The sequence below is a fragment of the Actinomadura rayongensis genome (assembly GCF_009831215.1).
Taxonomy (GTDB): Bacteria; Actinomycetota; Actinomycetes; order Streptosporangiales; family Streptosporangiaceae; genus Spirillospora; species Spirillospora rayongensis.
The window spans coordinates 212,241-229,441 of the sequence record NZ_WUTW01000002.1; the positions used below are offsets into that span (position 1 = coordinate 212,241).

Below are 17,201 nucleotides of genomic sequence, written 5' to 3' on the forward strand. Positions count from 1 at the left end.
TCCGCCTTCCCTGGGGATCGGTCAGCGGTGGTCAACACGACGGCTCGTCGGGCGCATTCCCGGGGGTCTCGGGCATTGCCGCGCCGGCCCAGGGGCGGACGATCCGCTCGACCTGCTCGTCGGAGATGTCGGCCAGGGCGTCGAGGCGCAGGAAGTGCCGCGCGACGACCAGGCCGAGGATGGACGTGACCGTGAGGGCCGCGCGCAGGTCGGCGTCGGGGTCGTCGGTCGTGGCGGCGAGGTTGCGCGTGCGGTCGTCGAGGAACGCTTTCATCGCCGAGGTGGCTTCCGGCGCGGTGAGCATCGACCGGACGAGGGCGCGGACCTGGGGTGACGGCTCGTCCAGGCGCACGTCCAGCACGCGGGCGAGGTGGGCGGCGACGTCCTCGTCCGGCCATTCGGTGCCGAGGTTGATGGCGAGCGCGAACAGCTTGTCCTTGGACCCGTAGTGCTGGAGGACCAGCGACGGGTCGACGCCCGCCCGGCGCGCGATGGCCCGGACGGTCGTCGCCTGGAGGCCGTGCTCGGCGAACTCGGCGCGGGCCGCGTCCAGGATTCGCCGCGCCGTCGCTTCGCGCTTGGCGGCGCGTCCGGTGTGTTCCGCCATCCGTTCACTCTACAGCCGTTGAGCGACGTGCTAGATTCGCTCAACAGTTGATGAGCGAAAGGAACCGCCATGACCACGCACCCGACCGTCCTGCTGATCGGCGCCTCGCGCGGGCTCGGCCTCGCGCTCGCGCAGGAGTACCTTTCGCGCGGTGCGCACGTCGTGGCCACCGTCCGCGGCGCGCGGCGCACCCCGCTGCACGATCTGGCCGACGACCCGCAGTTGGAGATCGAGCACGTCGACATCACCGACCGCGCCCAGGTGGAGTCGCTGCGCGACCGGCTCGCGGGCCGCGCGTTCGACCTGCTGTTCGTCGTCGCGGGCATCACCAACGGGCGCTACGAGACGCCCGCCGACGTCGACCCCGACGTGTTCTCGCAGGTCATGACGACCAACGCGCTGAGCCCGATGCGCACGGTCGAAATCCTGCGGGACCTCGTGCGGCCGGACGGGACGATCGCCGTGATGTCGTCCGGGCAGGGCAGCATCGCGAACAACGAACGCGGCGGGTTCGAGATCTACCGCGCCAGCAAGTCGGCGCTGAACCAGCTCATGCGCAGCTACGCCGCCCGCCACCGCGACGACCCGCGCACCCTGCTGCTCGCCGCGCCCGGCTGGGTGCGCACCGAACTCGGCGGCCCGGACGCCGCGCTGACCGTCGAGGAGAGCATCCCGCGCCTGGCCGGCGTGATCGACGCCCAGCGCGGCCGCGGTGGGCTCCAGTTCCTCGACTACCGAGGGGAGACGCTGCCGTGGTGACGCCGCTGATCGCGATCGAAGAACACTGGATGCCGCCCGAGCTGGCGGCGGCGCTCGACGGCCGCGACGAGAGCCTGGCCCTCAGCCGGTTCGGCGACCACGAGCAGCGCCTCACCGACCTCGGCGCGGGTCGGCTCGCCACGATGGACGAGCAGGGCATCGACGTCTCGATCATCGCCCTGACCCCGCCCGGCACCCAGGCGCTCCCGCCGGACGAGGCCGTCCGGCTGAGCCGCGCGGCCAACGACGTCGCGTCGGCCGCCGTCGCGCGCCGCCCGGACCGGTTCCGGGCGCTGTCGACGCTGCCGCTGTCCGCGCCCGACGCGGCGGCCGACGAACTCCGCCGGGCCGCGTCCCTCGGGCACGTCGGCACGATGGTCTACGGCCACGCCGGACGGCTGACCCTCGACGACCCGGCGTACGACGAGCTGTGGGCGACGGCGGCCCGGCTGCGTCAGCCGGTCTTCCTGCACCCGCAGCTCCCGTCCGACGCGACCCGCGACGCGTTGTACCGGGGCTTCGACGCCATGACCGACCTCGCCCTCGCCACGTTCGGCTGGGGTTGGCACGTGGGCGCCGCCACCGCCGCTTTGCGGCTCATCCTGCGCGGCACCTTCGACCGCCATCCCGACCTGCAACTGATCCTCGGCCACTGGGGAGAGCTGCTGCTGTTCTGGCTGGACCGCGCCGACGGCCTCGCGCGCGCTGCTGGGCTGCCGCGAACCGTGTCCGAGTACGTCCGGTCGAACGTGTACGTGACGTCGTCCGGAATGCTCGACGCCGCGAAACTGTGCCACGTCCTGACGGTGACGACTCCGGACCGGCTGCTGTTCTCCACCGACTACCCGTTCCAGCACCCGACCCGCGACGAGATCAGCGCGTTCCTCGCCGTCTTCCCCGACCACGACCGGTCCCTGTTCACCACCCGCAACGCCGCAACGCTGTTCAACCTCGACCTCTGACCTCCCTCTCAGGTCCCGTGCGGCGGATCGCCATCGGGGGCGATGCGCGGTCGATCCGGCTCCGGCCAGGATCGCCGAGATCAGAACCCGCTCGAAAGGCGCCTTCCGATGGCACGCGCACTCCTTCGCACCTCCGCCGTGGTGACGGCCGCAGCGCTCTGCGCCGGACTCGCCTCCGCGCCCGCGTCCGCAGCCGCCGGGCGCGGCACGCTGGTCTCGGCCGAACACCTGCGGACCCTCTCGTCCAGCCAGGTTGCCGGACAGCTCGCGACCGCCGGATTCAGACACGACTCGGTGCGCAACGGCGTCGACACCTACCGGCTCGTGTACCGGACGATCGACGCGCACGGCAGGCCGACGACGGCGAGCGGACTGTTCGTCCTGCCGCGCACCGGACGGCACCGGCTCCGGACGGTCTCCTTCGACCACGGCACGACCAGCTACAAGGGCGACGCACCGTCCACGACCGACGACGGATTCGCCCCGGCGCCCGCCCTCACGTACGGCGCGGCGGGCTTCGCCGCCGCCGAGCCGGACTACCTCGGCCTCGGCCTGGGACCGGGCGTCCACCCCTGGATGGACGTGCCGTCGGAGGTGACCGCGTCAGTGGACATGCTCCGGGCCGCCCGCGCCTTCACCCGTCACCGAGGCCGCGAACTCGACCGCAAGGTCATGGTCACCGGGTTCTCCCAGGGCGCGTCGGCCGCCACCGCCCTGGGCCGGGCCCTGCAGAACGGGTCCGACCCGTGGTTCCGGCTCGGCGCGCTCGCCCCCGTCAGCGGCGGATACGCCTTCCGGACGGCCGAGATCCCGGCGCTGCTCGGCGGCGAGGTCGAGCCCAAGTCCGGCACGCTGTACGCGGCCTACCTGCTGGTCGCCTTCAACCGTCTCCACCACCTGTACGACTCCCCCGCACAGGTCTTCAAGGCTCCTTACGACGAGACCATCGAGCAACTCTTCGACGGCACCCACACCGGCGAGGAACTGTTCAACGGGACCCCGGGCACGATCAGCGACCTCCTCACCCCCGACGGACTGCAACTGCTCAAGAACCCGCCCGAGCGTTTCGCCGCAGCCCTGCGGGTTCTGGACGGCACCTGCACATGGACGCCCAAAGCCCCGACGCGGCTCTACTTCAGCCGGAACGACGAGCAGGCCGTCAACGCCAACAGCACAACGTGCCGAACTCAACTGGGCAAGCAGGTACCCCTCATCGACCTGGGAACCGAGACTTACCAGGGCTCCCGACACCTGGGCTCCAACGTGGCGGGCACCGCGGCGATCGTCCGCTGGTTCCTGACCCTGAAATGACCACGACCAGCACGCATGGGCCTACGCCCGCCCGGACGCGACGCACGCGGCCCGACTGTAAGGTCACCGCATGCGCACCGGTCACCCGCTCCGGGAACCCAAAGCACCGAGCCTTCCGAAGACCCTGACACCGGCGACGTTCGCCGATGCGAACGTGGAGCACGACGGAAAGTACCTCTCGGTCGCCTACGGCCCGGTGACGCTCACCGGGACCGCCGAAGACCCCGAGTTTGAGCGCTGCCGCTTCGACCAAACGCGGTTCTCAGGCGTCACGCTGCACCGCCCGGGATTCGCCGACGTGGAGTTCACCGGGGCCGACTTGGCGAACGCACGCCTGTTCAACTCCCGGATGTTCGCCGCGACCGTCGCCAGCTGCCGGATGACCGGCCTCCACCTTCCGGAATCCGGCCTGCGCGACGTCCTGTTCGACGCCTGCCGCGCCGACATGGCCAACTTCCGGTTCGCCCATCTGCGCGAGGTCGTCTTCCGCGACTGCAACCTGTCGGAGGCCGACTTCCAGAACGCCGAACTGGCCAACGTCCGGTTCGAGCGCTGCAAACTCGTCGTCGCCCAGTTCAGCAACGCCACCATGAACGCCGTGCGCTTCTCCGGCTGCGACCTCAACGGCGTGCGAGGGGTCACCAGCTTCGACGGCGCGATCGTGACCCCCGCCGACGCCATGGGCCTCCTGGACGCCCTGACATCGGCGCTGGGAATCACGATCGAGGACTAGCCCAGCGGCCCCGGTAGTCCGGGTGGACGGCGAAGTAGGCGGGCTGCTGGATCGTCCGCCCATCCGGCCCGGCCACCGTGGAAAGCGGCCCGACCGCGCCGACGATCCGGCCGTCGGCGACGGTCACGAGGACAGGCCCGTCCTGGTGCCCGGCCTTGAGGCGCTGATAGAGGAATTGAAAGCCGTCCGGGCCGACAGCGTCGGCGAACGCACCGGACGTCCCAGCGACCGGGCAGTCCACCAGGCCGTGGACGTCGTCGCGGAAGACCTGGTCAGCGCGGGCACGATGGTTTCCGCCGCCGTGTGGACGACCTCATCGAGGATGACGAACTCGTCCTTCGTGTCCATCCAGCGGCGGTCTTTGTCGAAACGCAGAAACCGACCCGTACGAGCAAGGCCGAGGACGGAGTCGAAGAGTTCCGCCTTGACCGCCCCAGGGGGCACCGGCCCGAGCGTCGGCACGTACGGCGCGCGCACCACGGGCTCAAGCCAGTCCCACCGGAATCGCATACCCCGAACGCTAGCCACGTCCCGACGCGAAAGGGCGCGAGTGCGGGCACGGCCCAGGATCGAGCACGCGAAGCGCGTGGGCGGAGGGTGGGCGTGGTGGGGGGTTAGTTCTGTTTTGGGTGCCAGGGCATTGCTTCTTGCCAGCCTTCGCGGTCGTGCGCCCAGGCGAGCATTGCTTCGGCTATCGGGCCTGGGCCGAACATCTCGAACGGTCTTGGGGCGTAGTGGGCCTGGAAGTGCTTGTCGGCGCTGCCTTCGCGGTATTCGACCTGGTAGGTCATGTCGTCGTTCAGGTATGCCTGCATGTAGTGCTGGTCTGCGGGTTCTCGGTCCCGTCGTTCCAGGATCACGAAGCGGTTGCGCAGGGTCATGTCGGCCAGGAGGTCGTGCAGGGCGTCTCTGGTCGGATCGTCCACGGCGTGTCCGGCTTCGTCGACTGCTCGCAGCAGTGGTCTCGCCATGGCCGCGACTGTAGTGGCCGAACAGCGCCGCACCACCTTCCGGTGGAGCAGTGCTCAGGAGCCGTTCGGGGGCGCGGGAATTCGACCGAAGCGGCCCGCGCCTCCTTCGGTCGGCTCGATTTGCCAGCCCGGCGGCGGCTCATGAGCGCCGGCAGCATCCGCCACGGTGGCCGACGTCATATCGATCCCAGCTTCGAACCTCGCCGCGCCGAACCAGGCGTTCCCGGAGAAGGTCGCATCGCGGAACCAGGCGTTCCCGGAGAAGGTCGCATCGCCGAACGAGGCGTCCCCGGAGAAGGTCGCATCGCCGAACAAGGCGGTCTCGGAGAAGGTCGCCGCGCCGAACCAGGCGGTCTCGGAGAAGATCGCCGCGCCGAACCAGGTGTCCCCGGAGAAGGTCGCATCGCGGAACCAGGCGTTCCCGGAGAAGGTCGCATCGCTGAACAAGGCGGTCCCGGAGAAGGTCGCCGCCTCGAACCAGGCGATCCCGGAGAAGGTTGCGCGGGAGAAATTGGCGTCGTGGACGGCGCAGTTGGCCAGGTTGAAGTTGATAAGGGTGGCGCCGGTTAGGTCCAGGGAGATGTTCGACCAGTGGTGTTGGTTGGTGCGTTGGAGGTGGGTGGTTAGGAGGCGTTGGGCTGTTAGGCGGACTTGGTGTTCTTCGCGGGGGTCTGGGGTGTGGGGGGTGGGTTGGGCGGGAGGGGGGCTGTTGTCGCGGGCGGCGTGGTAGCGGGCGGCGGCGCGGCGTGTCCTGTCGCGGTGTTCTTCCTCGGGGAGGTTGGTGGGGGGTGGGGTGTAGGGCATGCGCAGGTAGGCGCAGATGATGTTGACGATTGTTTGGCGGTGTCGCTCGTTGTCGTTGGCCAGGCGTTCCAGGGTGTAGAGCGCTGTTAGGCGGACGGGGGCTTTGTCTGAGCCGAGTTGTTCGGCGGCGGCGTTGTACAGCTCGGTGATGCGGCGCTCGGCTGCGTCGAGCTGGCCGAGGGCGGTCGCCAGTTCGGCGTGGCGTTGGCGTCTGAACGCCAGCATCAGGCCGACTGCTGCGCCTGCTCCGGCGCCGGCGGCCAAGCCGGTGCGGACCGCGTCTACGCGGATCTTGGCTCGGTCGGGGCCGGGTGGGGCGTCGTCGGCCACGTCCAGCAGCCAGGAGGTTGTCAGCCAGATCGCCAGCGCTGCTGCGCCCGCTGCGGCCAGCATCCAGAATCCGGCCGCCAACGGGCGCACGCGCAGCGGCCTGGCCTCACGCCTTGTCCGCGCCTGTGCCCAGCGCCGCCTTACTGGCTCCAGGCCCCGTTTCATACGCCCCTGCGCGCCGCGCGGCGCCACCTCGCCCACACCACTCAGACGCGGCCACCGCTCCCGCCGTTCACGATGTCGCGATCAGTGGCAACGCCCGCGTCCGGTCTGTAACGCAACAGGGGGCTGGGGGTGGGCCGCAGGGCTTGGTGGGGGTGGGTGGGGCGGTGGGGGCGGGCGGGGTCAGGGGCGGGGGGTTGATACTGCTGCGGCTACGGGGGCGAAGACTTGGTTGTCCAGTGCGTTGGCGCCGCCTGCGGCCCAGGCCAGGCTTATGGCCAGGCGGAGTGAGGTCGGGCCTAGGAGCGTGTATGGGCGGTGGCCGTCGTAGGCCAGGTTGAATTCGTCTGGGAGTAGTGCGCCAGCGTCATCTAGGTTGCCGTGTATGGCGATCAGGTCGCTGTGCCACAGGCTGACGTTCTTTCGGCTGCTCATGATGATGAGACGCTGGTCGGTCAGGTAGCTCGTCACTCCCCAGTGTTCGTCGTGGAGCACTGATCGGATCTCCTGGACTGCGTACGCGGAGCGCTGGTAGTAGCGCTCGGCGCCGAGGGCCATGATGATCTCGTCGGGGGTGAAGCTGACCACGGTTCGCCAGCCGATGTCGTAGTCGTGGAGGAAGACCACCTCGTCGTCGCGGACGAACAGGGTGGTGGGCTCTATGGGGAGGCTTCCGCCGTCTATCAGGGTCGCGTAGATCTCGCAGGACTCGTTCCAGAGGCGTGCCCGTTCGGCCCCGTAGTCCCGTCGGGCGCCGCCCTTGCCGAATACCGCCATACGAGTATTTCACCCGAGCGGCGGCCCGATGGGGCGGCCGGGTTCGGACACCCGGACGGCCTGTGCGCGGCGGTGGAGGTGCGGAACCCCCGGCTCGTCGGGGCTTGCCGGGGGTTCTTGGGTGGGCTTGCTTTACGCCCGTGCGTTCTTGACGCGCGCCAGGAGGGCGGCGAACGTCTCGGGAGCGAGGGTCAGGTGTCCGGCGTCCGGGTCCTTCGAGTCACGGACGCCTACAAAGCCGGACAGGCCCGCCAGCTCAACGCATGCGCCGTTGCGGCTGCCTTCGCTACGGCTCGACTTGCGCCACTGGATCATCCGTATCCTTCCATGATCGCTTTCATGAGAGCGATGGACGCGCTCCTGCTCTCAGCGACGTCGCCTATTTGGCGGAACCATACTTGATACTGGTCCACCTCCGAGGCGTCGATCACCAGCCGCCCAGGCCCGAGGGCTTCGGTGTAGGCGACGGTGGTCCCGCTCACCGTATACAGATCGAACCCGCCGTCCCGGCCGACGTGACCGCCCGCGTTGCGGCTGACGACGCGAACCGCCCAAGAGGGCGACTCGGCAAGCTCCAACAGCTTGGCAAGCTGCGCTCGCATGACCACCGGCCCGCCCACGGGATGCTCCAGCGCGTCCTGGTCCACGTAGAGCCAGACGAGCGGACGCGGACTCCGATTGAGTGCTTCCTGGCGTTGGAGAGCCTCCTTGAGGGCCGCGTCCACGTTCCGCCGACCGCTCTCGATGAGCTTCGCGTGAATGTAGTCCTCCGTCTGCGCGAGTGCGGGCACCCAGCCAGGCGCCCAGACGCAGATCTGGTCGGCGTGGGCTTCGCTCCGTTCTGCCTCCTTTCGCCACTCCGACGAGTGGCGAGACTTCGCCCATCGGATAATTCGCCCAAGGAGGCCGCCAGTCTCCCAAATCTCGTCAAGCCTGTCGGCGTCCTCCTCCTGGAGCCGGGATTCACCGGCCTCAATCTTGGAGAACAGCGTCCGATCCTTGTGCAGGATCTCACCGACGACGCGGTGCGACGCTCCGTGAACCTTGCGAAGTCTGAGCAGTTCGTAGGCTGCCCAGTCGTACATGTTCCGGTCGGGATCCAGCTCCCGTCGGTTCGCCATCCCACACGCTCCGCGTTTCTCCGGGGGGTGAAGCCAAGGATTTCGCCTAGGCAAGGTACCTCGCCGAGGGCCACTCTGGGAATCGTTCGGAAAAAAACTTCGACAGGTGAGGCGGCACTCGGAACAATCCGGGCATAGCTTCCGGGAAGGGGCCGATATGGTCCAATCGAAAGGTGTCGTCACGGCGGTCGAGATCGCCATTGTGATGTCCGTGGCGGGCATTGGTGTGATCACAGCTCTCATGACCTATCTGTCCATGCCGCTCGTCCGCCGCATGGCGCGCGGTCGCCATCGGAGGACGCGATGAACAACCCCGAGAAACGTCCGCAGTTCGTGCGGATCGATCATCGTGAGCCGCTTCCCGGGTACCGCGAGCCCGAAGGGCGGTGGTTGCAGCCTTACATCACGCTCGATGGGACGTGGAGATGCTGCCTGCGGCGTCCGCTCACCCACCAGCAGGAGCGGGCCGGGCTGCTCTACATCGTCGTCGCGCTGGACCTTCCGCGACTCAAAGCGCTGATGAAGCACGAGGACGACAAGGCCGCGCGGCTTCGCGCGGACGAACAGCAGGCGCGGGGCGGACCGGTCGGGGAGGGCGGTCCGCCAGACGCCACCGCCCTGTAAGGCACCCGAGAACAGAAATCCGAGACCCGAGAACCGGAATCCATCACCATGACCAACAAGGCCGAAGAGCCCCAGCAGCCGAACCTCTACACCCCCGCGGAAGTCGCCGGCTTCTTCCGCGTCGACCCCAAGACCGTCACCCGCTGGGCCAAGACCGGAACGCTCAACCCGATCACACTGCCGTCCGGGCACCGCCGCTACCACGCCGCCGAGATCCACAAGCTCCTCCAGGTCGGCAACGCCCCCGACCCCACCGGCCCCGCCGACGGCGGCACCGCGCCCGAGTCCAACCCGCGCGCCCGCGCCATCCTCAACGCCGTCATCCGCGACTACTTCGACGGCGACGCCACCGCCCTCATCAAGGCCGTCCGCGACGGACTCGGCTGACCCGCACACGCGAACGAGCCCGGCATCCCGAGGGGGGATGCCGGGCTCGGCGCGTCAGGCGGTTTCCACCAGGGGGAAAGGGAGCAGGTCGGCGGGGAGCAGGCCCAACTCGGCCACCACTCGGCGGGCGTCCACGGCGCCCAGCCAGGTCTGGGCGTCCGCGGACAGGGTGCGCCAGGCGTCGGTCGCGTAGGTCTTCGCGCCGGTCGCGGGCGGTTCGGGGTTGGCCACCAGGGGGATGCGTTCGGCGGCGAACTGGGACGGGGCGTCGCCGATCGCTCCCAGGTGCATTCCGCGGGAGCTGAGCTGGGCGAGTTCGCGTCGCCAGTCGATGCGTTCGGGGCACGGAAGGATCTCGGAGCGGACGTCGGTGCGCGGAGGGTGGGGCGGGGACGCGCCGACCACCAGCAGCGCCGAACGGCCGGGGCCCGGGGTGACGCGGCGGGCGACCGTCCGCAGCATGTCCTCGACCATCGCGGCGGATCGGTCGCCTCTGCCCCCGGTGTCGCGTCGCACGCGGTCCAGCGCCCGCATCGCCTCGTACGGCGGAACGGACCACGCGGGCACCGACACCGGCCGCTCGTCCCTCCGCCACCGGTCGAACGTGTGCCGCCCATAGGTCACCATCGACACCAGCGCCCGGCCCTGGAGCGCGTCGGCGAGCGCGCCGGCCACCTCCCGGGCGGCGTCCAGCCGCGCCGCCACCGTCTCCGCAGGCCCGCTGACCTCGACCGCGCACACCAGGTGCGCCGGGCCGGGCGGCGGGTTGAACGACTTCGGGACGGACGCGACCAGTTCCCGCCAGCTCCGGTCGTCGGGCACCGGACGCAGCGGGCCGTCCTGCGTCTTGAACTCGACACGGCCGGGCTGGCGCAACATCGCGGTCACCGTGTGGCGGCCGGGCGGCAAGATCGCCGTGCCCTTGTGGAGGAGCCGGGGCGACCGGTCCCGGACGGCGACGACCGCGAACACCACACCGCGCGGCCCGCCCGGCTCGCAGCGGACCGTCCGGCCCGTGACGTCGCCGCGCCGCGCGCCGGGCTCGAACAGCGGGAGCTGGTCGAGTTCGAGTTCGCCCGTCTCGGGATGGCGCCGCAGCACGACCAGCGCGTACCGCCGGGTGATCGCGGACGCGGCGATCGCCTCCCGGACGGTCGACGCGACGCTCACCCGGGGCGGGATCACCGCGCGCAGGGAGACCGCGCCGAGGTCGCCGGGCGCGTCGGCGCGGCCGAGGGCCGTGTCGGCGAGGGCGGTGAGCAGGCCGGGCGGCGCGCCGGTCGTGCCGAGGACGAACGCGCCGTCGCCGGGCGACCAGCCGGGGGGCCAGACCGTCCGGGCGGACCCGTCCCAGCGCGACGACTCGATCGCGTGCCGCGGGGTGCCCGCCCCGTCGCGCCGGACGGCGTGCGCCGCGACCCCGGAGCCGCCCAGCTCGAACAGGGTGAGCGGGGTGTCGCCGAGGCCGGCGACCAGCTCGTCCAGCGTGCTGCGGAACGCCTCGCGCGTCAGGCGCTCCTCGGCGCCGGACGGCACCGGAACGGGCGGCGGGACGCTCTCCGGACGGGTCGCCTCCGGGGCCTCGACGTCCGGGCCGGTGCCGAGGCCGGTGCCGAGGCCGGTGTCGGGGCCGGTGCGAAGGTTCGGGCCGGTGCCGCGTCCCCCCGTCTCGGCCGTCGAGGGGCCCGGGGAGTCGGCCATGAGCCCGAGCCGGACGGCGAAGTCGCGCGCGAACACCGCGAACGGACGCGCCCGCGGGTCCAGCCGGTCCAGGCCCGCGTCGTCGCGCAGCAGCGCGAGCATGTGGTCGAAGCCGGTCCCCGGCCAGTAGCCCTGCCGGACGCCGTGCGCGTACGCGGCGTTCAGCGCGTCGTACCGCTCGAACGCCGTCGCGCCATGCTGCAGCAGGTCGGCGACGCCGTCCCGGAACCCGTAGACGTCCGGTTCGACCTCCTCCAGCAGCCCGCCGACGAACAGCTCCGCGCGCTCCTCCAGCCCGGTGTCGCGGACGAGGTCGCGTTGCAGCGCGGCGATGAGCGGCAGGTCCAGCCGGGACGCGCCGGACAGCACCTCCGCCAGCCGCCGCGCCCCCGGCGACGCCCGGTGCCGGAAGGCGCGCACCCGCTCGTCCGGCGTGAGCGCGCGGTTCGCGACGGCGGGCCGCGCGGTCTCCGGCGGGCTCGGCAGCGGCACCGCGTCCGCCCAGCCGGTGCCCGCGACGACGGCGTCCGCCCACCGCCGCAGCGCGCCCGCCTCCAGCGACACGACGGGCAGCAGCGGGTCCTTGCTGTCCTCCACCCAGGGCGGATGCCGGACGGCGCACGCCGAGTTCGGCGCCCCCGGATGCTTGGCCTGGACGCCGTAGCCGGGCGCGCCGTGCGCGGTGTCGGGCCAGTAGCGGCGCGGGAGCATCTGGAGCAGCGCGGTCGGCATCTGCGCGGCCCACGCGCCGATGGCCTCCCAGCCTTCGCGGTCGTACCAGCCGTCGCCGACCGCGTCCGTCGCGACGAGCACGAGCCGCGACCCGGACGGATCGGCGAGCCGTCCCGGCGGGTGCTCGGCGCCGCCCGCGTCGGCGATCCGGACGTCCCCGCCGCGCAGCCGCAGCTCCCACCGGGTGACGGTCCGGAACGCGCCGACCTGCGCGAGGACGGCCTCCAGCGCGTCGAACGTCCGGCTCCACACGCGCATGGACGACCCGGCGTCCACGACCAGCGACAGGTCCAGGACGCGGACCTCGGGCCGGTGCGTCCGGACGGTGAACACCCGCGCCTCGGCGATCGCCTCCACGCTCGCCTCGATGTCGATCTCCGCCGGGCCGGGCCGGGTGACGCGCTTGAACCGGCGCAGCGACCGGGCGATGTCCAGCCCGCGCGGCAGCTCGGGCGCGGTGCGCAGGGCGACGCGGCCGGCGGACGGGGCGTCCGGCACGGTCCCCTCGGCGCGGTCGTCCGGACGGTAGAGGCTCGCCTCTCCGGCGGGCTCCATGCCGCCGGTGCCGGTCAGCGGTTCGTCGGGGACCTCGGGCGGCGGGACGACGTCGGGCCGCCCTGGCTCGTCCGCGCCCGGTCCGGGATCGTCCGGTGGCGGCGGGTTGCGGCACAGCCACAGCACGTCGCAGATCTCCCGGACGCTGAGCCGCTCGCCGTCGGCCAGCCTGACGTCGGCGAGCGCCCGGACCAGGCGGTCGTTCACGGTCCCGTCAGATCGCTGGTGAGGTTGTCGCGCAGCACCTTCTCCGCCGCCGGGCCCAGCTCCTGCCCCGTGACCAGGTGCAGCAGGTCCAGGAGCTGGTTGACCGCGATCGTCTCGCCGCTCTCCAGCCGCCGCGCGAACGACTCAACCGCCGCGTCGCCGGTCGCGTCGGCGCCGAGGTGCGCCTTGACGATATCCACCAGGGTCGCCCGGTCGGGATTGTCGATCGTGAAACGCACGCAGCGGCGCAGGAAGGGCGGCGCGAAGGTGCGTTCCTGGTTGCTCGTGAAGACGATGACCGGGAAGTGCTTGCGGCGCACGACCCCGCTCGCCGGAATATCGTACGGTTTCTGGTCGCTCCCGACCACCCGGAACGGCTCGACGCTGCGGACGCGGGCCAGCGGCGGGATCGTGAACTCGCCGTTCTCCAGCACGTCGAGCAGGTCCCCCGGCAGGTCCAGGTCGCTCTTGTCGATCTCGTCGATGAGGACGACGCGCGGCCGGTCCTGCGAGGCGAGCGCGGTGCCGAGCGGGCCGAGCGTGACGTAGTCGCCGATCTTCGGATCGCCGCCGCCCTGCCGCTGCGACTCGTGCAGACGGCCGAGCGCGTCGTACTGGAACAGCCCGTCGTCGCGGACGCTCTTGGACGTGATGTGCCACTTCAGCAGCGGTCCGAGCCCCAGCTCCTCCGCCAGCCGCCACGCCAGCGTCGACTTGCCCGACCCGGCCGGGCCGGTGAGCAGGAGCGGACGCCGCAGGTGCAGCGCCGCGTTCACCACGTGGTCGAGGCCCTTCGGCAGGACGAACTCCCACGGCTCGCCGTCCACCGGCTTCGGCGTCCGCCAGCGCGGCACCTCCGGCAGCTCCACCGGGCGCCCGTCGGCGGGCGGCCGACCGGAGTTGGTGAAGATCCGCCATGGCACGTCGCCGCTCATGCGCGCCTCTTCTCCGGGCCTTCCAGCCGTCCTCGCACGATCTCCCCGTCCTCCATTCTGACGCCTCCCCGGCCGTTCAGGTTGTTCCAGATGACCGAAGGTTTCTCGGCGGGGGCGAGGAACGCGACGAGACGCTCCGGCAGCCCGTCGTCCCGGCCGAGCGCCGCGTGCCTCTTCCAGCGGACGGACATCTCGGTCACGCGGGCGGCCGACGCGCCCTCGTCGTCGGCGTACCAGAGCACGTGGCCGTGGCCGCGGCCGAGGATCCGGGTGAGCGGGTCGCACCCGTCCCCGGCCGTCCCGCCGACCAGGCACGGCGCGCGGGTGGCCTCCTCCCGGTACAGCCAGGTCTGGAGCGCGCCGTCGTCGGCGGCGTGCTCGGCGGGGACGGCCAGCAGCGGCGCCTGCTCCCCCACCTGCCGCTCCCGCTCGCGCTGGACCTCGCGGCCCACCTCCGTCCGCAGGTGGTACCACCAGCGCAGCCGGGGCTCGTGCAGCGCGCTGACCGGCAGCTTCTCCGGCCAGGACGCGATCACCTTCCAGTGCTCGACGCGCCGGTCCAGCAGCTTGCGGGGCAGCACCAGGTCGACCACCAGCCGGTTCTTCGCCACCTTGCGGCGCAGGTCGGCGACCAGCTCGGCGAACGCGTCCGCCAGGTCCTCCTCGGAGGTGTAGCGGCGGCTCGGGACGTCGCCTACGGCCGGTTCGACGGTGACGCTGAGGGTCCGGGACGTCCAGTCCAGCTCGCCGTCGGGGCGGTTGCTCTCCTCGTCGAAGTCGATGAGCGCCCAGTGCGGGGTGTCGGCCAGCTCGGCGGCGTACTTGCGCGCGAACGTCTCGGCGTCCGCGCGGAGGAAGCCGATCCGGTCCGCCCAGTCGCCGATCGCCGGGTCCTGGACGCCCGTGCCGTTCTCGGCGGCCACGCCGAGGACGAAGTGGACGAGGGCGAGCGGGATCTCCCGGTCCACGTCCACCGACGCGGCCTCGACCAGCAGGACGTCCGCCGACGTGTACTCGGGGTCCCGGCCGACCGTCCAGAGGTAGACGGTCCGCAGGCGCTCGGCGTCCAGCCGCTCCACCCCGGCCGCGCGCAGCGCCGCCTTGGCGTTCAGCGCGGCGAGCAGCGACGCGCGGGCGATCTCGCCGCCGGCCTCCGGGCGCATCAGCGCGCGCGTGATGTGCCAGGCGTTCCACCGTTCGGGCGCGACGACGAACCGGTTCTTGTAGACCTTGGCCACCGACCCGTCGAACTCGGCGCCGTCGCCCGGGTCCTCGTCCAGTTCCTCCTGGTCGAAGATGCCGGCGAGCTGGTAGTACAGCGGGTCGACCAGCGTGACGCGCTCGTCGCTCGTGGCGGCGATCTCGGCGCGGCCCCGCGCGAGGGCGGTCGCGAACGCGGCGCCGCCCTCGGGGTCGGTGACGGCGAGGACGTCGACCGCGTGCGCCCGCTTGTTGTCGATGGCGTCGAGGAGCGCGAGCTTGTCGTAGTCGTCGTCGCGCGCGATCCCGGTGACGCCGAACGGGCGCGCGGCGGCGTTCAGCGCGGCGTTGTCCGTCTCGTCCGGGACGACGACGAGCGCGTGCGCGCCCTGCGGACGCCGCAGCAGCACGATGACCGGCCGCAGCCGCGCCGCGCCGCACATCCCCGCGAACATCAGCGACAGGTCCAGGCAGTTGCCGCGGCGCTCGCCGTGGACGAGGGCGGCCGGGTCGCGGACGAACTGCCAGTGGTCGTCGAACGACGGCGGCTCCTGGGCGGCCAGGATGCCTTCCGCGCGCAGGTTCGCGTAGAGGCTCTGGACGCGCCAGAGCGCGTCCGGCGCCGCCGCGGGCCGCTCCGGGACGGCGATCAGCGCCTTCCCGGCGAACCACTTCGTCAGGACGAGCGGCGCGAGGCGCTGCGGCTCCCCCGACCACCAGGACCACGCGTTCATGCGACCTCGACCACGTCCCGGAACAGCGCGGGGCCGTTCTCGTCGTCGGTGAGGGCCAGCGCGTGGACGCCGGGGGCGGCGGGGCCGAGGTGGGCGGTGAACGCGCCGTCCTCGGCGAGCGCGACCGGACGGGCGGCGTTCGTCCCGAGGCGCGCCCAGAGCTTGCGCCCGCCGCCCCAGGCCCGCGCGGTGCCGCCGATCACGACGGGCCCGGCGGACGGGTAGTAGTCGTCCACGTCCACCAGCAGCGCCGGTTCGGGCGCGCCCGGATCGCCGCCCGGACGGTCGGCCGCGCCGAGGAACGGGTCGTGCTCCAGGTCGTTCAGCACGGCGTCGATCATGAGGACGAGCATGCGGAGCGCGGCCGGCGCGCTGACGACGCCCTGGTGCGTCTGGTCGGAGTACCCGATGGACACGCCGGCCGCCCCGCCGGGACGCGCCGAGACCACGGGCACGGTGCCGTCGCCGCCGGACTCGTGCGCGGCGAGCAGGTCCGTCCCGCCGGACACGCGCAGCACGCGCCGGGCGTGGACGCTGTGCAGCGTGGCCTGCTGCGGCGTCGTGCGCGCGCCGAACCCGGCCACCGCGTCCAGCCGCCGCGCGAACTCGTGCTCGACGTTCAGGTCGCGCAGCAGCGCCGCGCCGTGCTCCACGAGGTCGGCGTCCAGGCCGAGCGCGGCGGCGAGGTTATTCGCGCGGCGCAGCCGGGGGCGCACGCCCGCGCGCCGGTCCGCCACGACGGGGTACAGCGGCAGCAGCTCGTAGACCGACGGGACGCGGCGCAGCGTCTCGGCCAGCACCGCGAACGGCAGGTGCTTGATCTCGACGCCGTTCACCAGGTAGCCGAGCGCCTTCACCGCGCCCCGGTGCGGCGTGCCGAGCGTGATGACGCGGGCGCAGTGGACGGCGCGGTCGTCGTTCTGGAGGTAGTGCCGCGCGATGAGGCCGCCCATGCTGTGCGCGACGATGATCACCTTGGCGTCGGCGCCGAGGGCCCGGCGGCGGGCCTCGACGGCGTCGCCGAGCAGCTCGGCGTTGTACGCGGCCGGACGGCGCCAGTCGTAGGGGAACTCCAGGTAGTTGGACGTCCGGTCCAGCGCGTAGCTCGCGTCCAGCCGGGCGCGCAGCCGGGTGTAGGCGCCCGCGAGGCGGGTCAGCGTCGGGATGGGGGCGGCGAGCAGGTCGTAGGGCTCGATGCCGTCGCGGTACCCGGGGTCGGCGAGGTCGGCGCCCTTCGGGACGAGCAGGCCCGGCACCCGGATCGGGTTGCGGGCGGCGGCGAGGCCCCAGACGACCGTGCCGTCCGCCGCGCGCAGCGCGCTGCCGCCGATGCCGGGCAGGAACACCAGCAGGCAGGGCATCGGCCGCCGCGTCCTGTGCTCGGTCAACTCCGGACACCCCCGTCGCAGGCCGGGACTTTCCTTCCTCGGACGGGCCGGAGCCGTCGGCCGTTCCCGTCAGCCCGATCGTAAAGTAGCCGTAAAGTCGGTGTGACCGGAACGGGTGGGAACAATGCCGCCGGGGGGCGCGTCCAGAACGGGACGAGAGCACATCCCGGCACAAAGAAAAAGGTATTACGCCGCACAACG

The 17,201-nt window shown here is 71.9% G+C and carries 18 protein-coding genes; 6 read left to right on the forward strand and 12 right to left on the reverse strand.

Annotated features, from left to right (window positions below; genetic code table 11):
* Nucleotides 1-31 precede the first annotated feature (31 nt).
* Nucleotides 32-607 carry a TetR/AcrR family transcriptional regulator gene (locus tag GQ466_RS10380; protein WP_161102676.1) on the reverse strand — a complete coding sequence of 192 codons (576 nt, stop codon included), beginning with the start codon at nt 605-607 and terminating at the stop codon, nt 32-34.
* A 69-nt stretch (nt 608-676) separates the two neighbouring features.
* On the opposite strand from GQ466_RS10380, the gene GQ466_RS10385 reads away from it, so the two are divergent.
* The 4 genes from GQ466_RS10385 (at nt 677) to GQ466_RS10400 (ending at nt 4,372) form a co-directional block, all read left to right on the forward strand.
* Nucleotides 677-1,366 carry an SDR family NAD(P)-dependent oxidoreductase gene (locus GQ466_RS10385; protein ID WP_161102677.1) on the forward strand — a complete coding sequence of 230 codons (690 nt, stop codon included), beginning with the start codon at nt 677-679 and terminating at the stop codon, nt 1,364-1,366.
* Entirely contained in the window at nt 1,363-2,328 is a 966-nt protein-coding gene (locus GQ466_RS10390; protein WP_202420363.1) for an amidohydrolase family protein, read from the forward strand. The genes GQ466_RS10385 and GQ466_RS10390 overlap by 4 nt, the downstream gene beginning before the upstream one ends.
* Nucleotides 2,329-2,436: 108 nt before the next feature.
* Complete coding sequence (locus GQ466_RS10395) at nt 2,437-3,639, forward strand: alpha/beta hydrolase family protein (RefSeq protein WP_202420364.1); 1,203 nt, start codon at nt 2,437-2,439, stop codon at nt 3,637-3,639.
* A gap of 70 nt (nt 3,640-3,709) precedes the next feature.
* Entirely contained in the window at nt 3,710-4,372 is a 663-nt protein-coding gene (locus tag GQ466_RS10400; RefSeq protein ID WP_161102678.1) for a pentapeptide repeat-containing protein, read from the forward strand.
* Here the strand turns inward: GQ466_RS10400 and GQ466_RS10405 are convergent.
* From GQ466_RS10405 to GQ466_RS10435, 7 genes are all read right to left on the reverse strand, one after another.
* Entirely contained in the window at nt 4,356-4,499 is a 144-nt protein-coding gene (locus tag GQ466_RS10405; RefSeq protein ID WP_161102679.1) for a GNAT family N-acetyltransferase, read from the reverse strand. The two genes, GQ466_RS10400 and GQ466_RS10405, sit on opposite strands and share 17 nt — an antisense overlap.
* Entirely contained in the window at nt 4,496-4,882 is a 387-nt protein-coding gene (locus GQ466_RS10410) for a hypothetical protein (protein ID WP_161102680.1), read from the reverse strand. Before GQ466_RS10410 ends, GQ466_RS10405 begins: the two co-directional genes overlap by 4 nt.
* Before the next feature lie 104 nt (nt 4,883-4,986).
* Nucleotides 4,987-5,343 carry a hypothetical protein gene (locus GQ466_RS10415; RefSeq protein WP_161102681.1) on the reverse strand — a complete coding sequence of 119 codons (357 nt, stop codon included), beginning with the start codon at nt 5,341-5,343 and terminating at the stop codon, nt 4,987-4,989.
* Nucleotides 5,344-5,397: 54 nt separating this feature from the next.
* Nucleotides 5,398-6,540 (reverse strand): pentapeptide repeat-containing protein, encoded by a 1,143-nt coding sequence (locus GQ466_RS10420; RefSeq protein ID WP_161102682.1) that lies wholly within the window; start codon nt 6,538-6,540, stop codon nt 5,398-5,400.
* A 282-nt stretch (nt 6,541-6,822) separates the two neighbouring features.
* Nucleotides 6,823-7,416 carry a hypothetical protein gene (locus GQ466_RS10425; RefSeq protein ID WP_161102683.1) on the reverse strand — a complete coding sequence of 198 codons (594 nt, stop codon included), beginning with the start codon at nt 7,414-7,416 and terminating at the stop codon, nt 6,823-6,825.
* 132 nt (nt 7,417-7,548) lie between these two features.
* Nucleotides 7,549-7,731: a DUF397 domain-containing protein gene (locus tag GQ466_RS10430; RefSeq protein WP_161102684.1), complete on the reverse strand. Its 183-nt coding sequence runs from the start codon at nt 7,729-7,731 to the stop codon at nt 7,549-7,551.
* Nucleotides 7,728-8,537 (reverse strand): DUF5753 domain-containing protein, encoded by an 810-nt coding sequence (locus GQ466_RS10435; protein WP_161102685.1) that lies wholly within the window; start codon nt 8,535-8,537, stop codon nt 7,728-7,730. Before GQ466_RS10435 ends, GQ466_RS10430 begins: the two co-directional genes overlap by 4 nt.
* Before the next feature lie 303 nt (nt 8,538-8,840).
* Here GQ466_RS10435 and GQ466_RS10440 point away from each other — a divergent pair, with 303 nt between their 5' ends.
* Both GQ466_RS10440 and GQ466_RS33235 read left to right on the forward strand, forming a co-directional pair.
* Nucleotides 8,841-9,161: a hypothetical protein gene (locus tag GQ466_RS10440; RefSeq protein ID WP_202420365.1), complete on the forward strand. Its 321-nt coding sequence runs from the start codon at nt 8,841-8,843 to the stop codon at nt 9,159-9,161.
* A 48-nt stretch (nt 9,162-9,209) separates the two neighbouring features.
* Nucleotides 9,210-9,548 carry a helix-turn-helix domain-containing protein gene (locus GQ466_RS33235; protein ID WP_161102686.1) on the forward strand — a complete coding sequence of 113 codons (339 nt, stop codon included), beginning with the start codon at nt 9,210-9,212 and terminating at the stop codon, nt 9,546-9,548.
* Between the two features lie 54 nt (nt 9,549-9,602).
* Here the strand turns inward: GQ466_RS33235 and GQ466_RS10450 are convergent, their stop codons facing one another.
* From GQ466_RS10450 to GQ466_RS10465, 4 genes are read right to left on the reverse strand one after another with little or no spacing between them, the layout of a single operon-like run.
* The gene (locus GQ466_RS10450) at nt 9,603-12,743 is read right to left on the reverse strand and encodes an SAV_2336 N-terminal domain-related protein (protein ID WP_161102687.1); all 3,141 of its coding nucleotides are present in this window, start codon (nt 12,741-12,743) and stop codon (nt 9,603-9,605) included.
* Nucleotides 12,740-13,678, reverse strand: coding sequence for an AAA family ATPase (locus GQ466_RS10455; protein WP_161102688.1), 939 nt, complete (start codon nt 13,676-13,678; stop codon nt 12,740-12,742). Before GQ466_RS10455 ends, GQ466_RS10450 begins: the two co-directional genes overlap by 4 nt.
* On the reverse strand, nt 13,675-15,612 hold the full coding sequence (locus tag GQ466_RS10460) for a hypothetical protein (protein WP_161102689.1): 1,938 nt from the start codon (nt 15,610-15,612) through the stop codon (nt 13,675-13,677). Before GQ466_RS10460 ends, GQ466_RS10455 begins: the two co-directional genes overlap by 4 nt.
* Entirely contained in the window at nt 15,609-17,000 is a 1,392-nt protein-coding gene (locus tag GQ466_RS10465) for an esterase/lipase family protein (RefSeq protein ID WP_161102690.1), read from the reverse strand. The genes GQ466_RS10460 and GQ466_RS10465 overlap by 4 nt, the downstream gene beginning before the upstream one ends.
* Between the last annotated feature and the right edge of the window lie 201 nt (nt 17,001-17,201).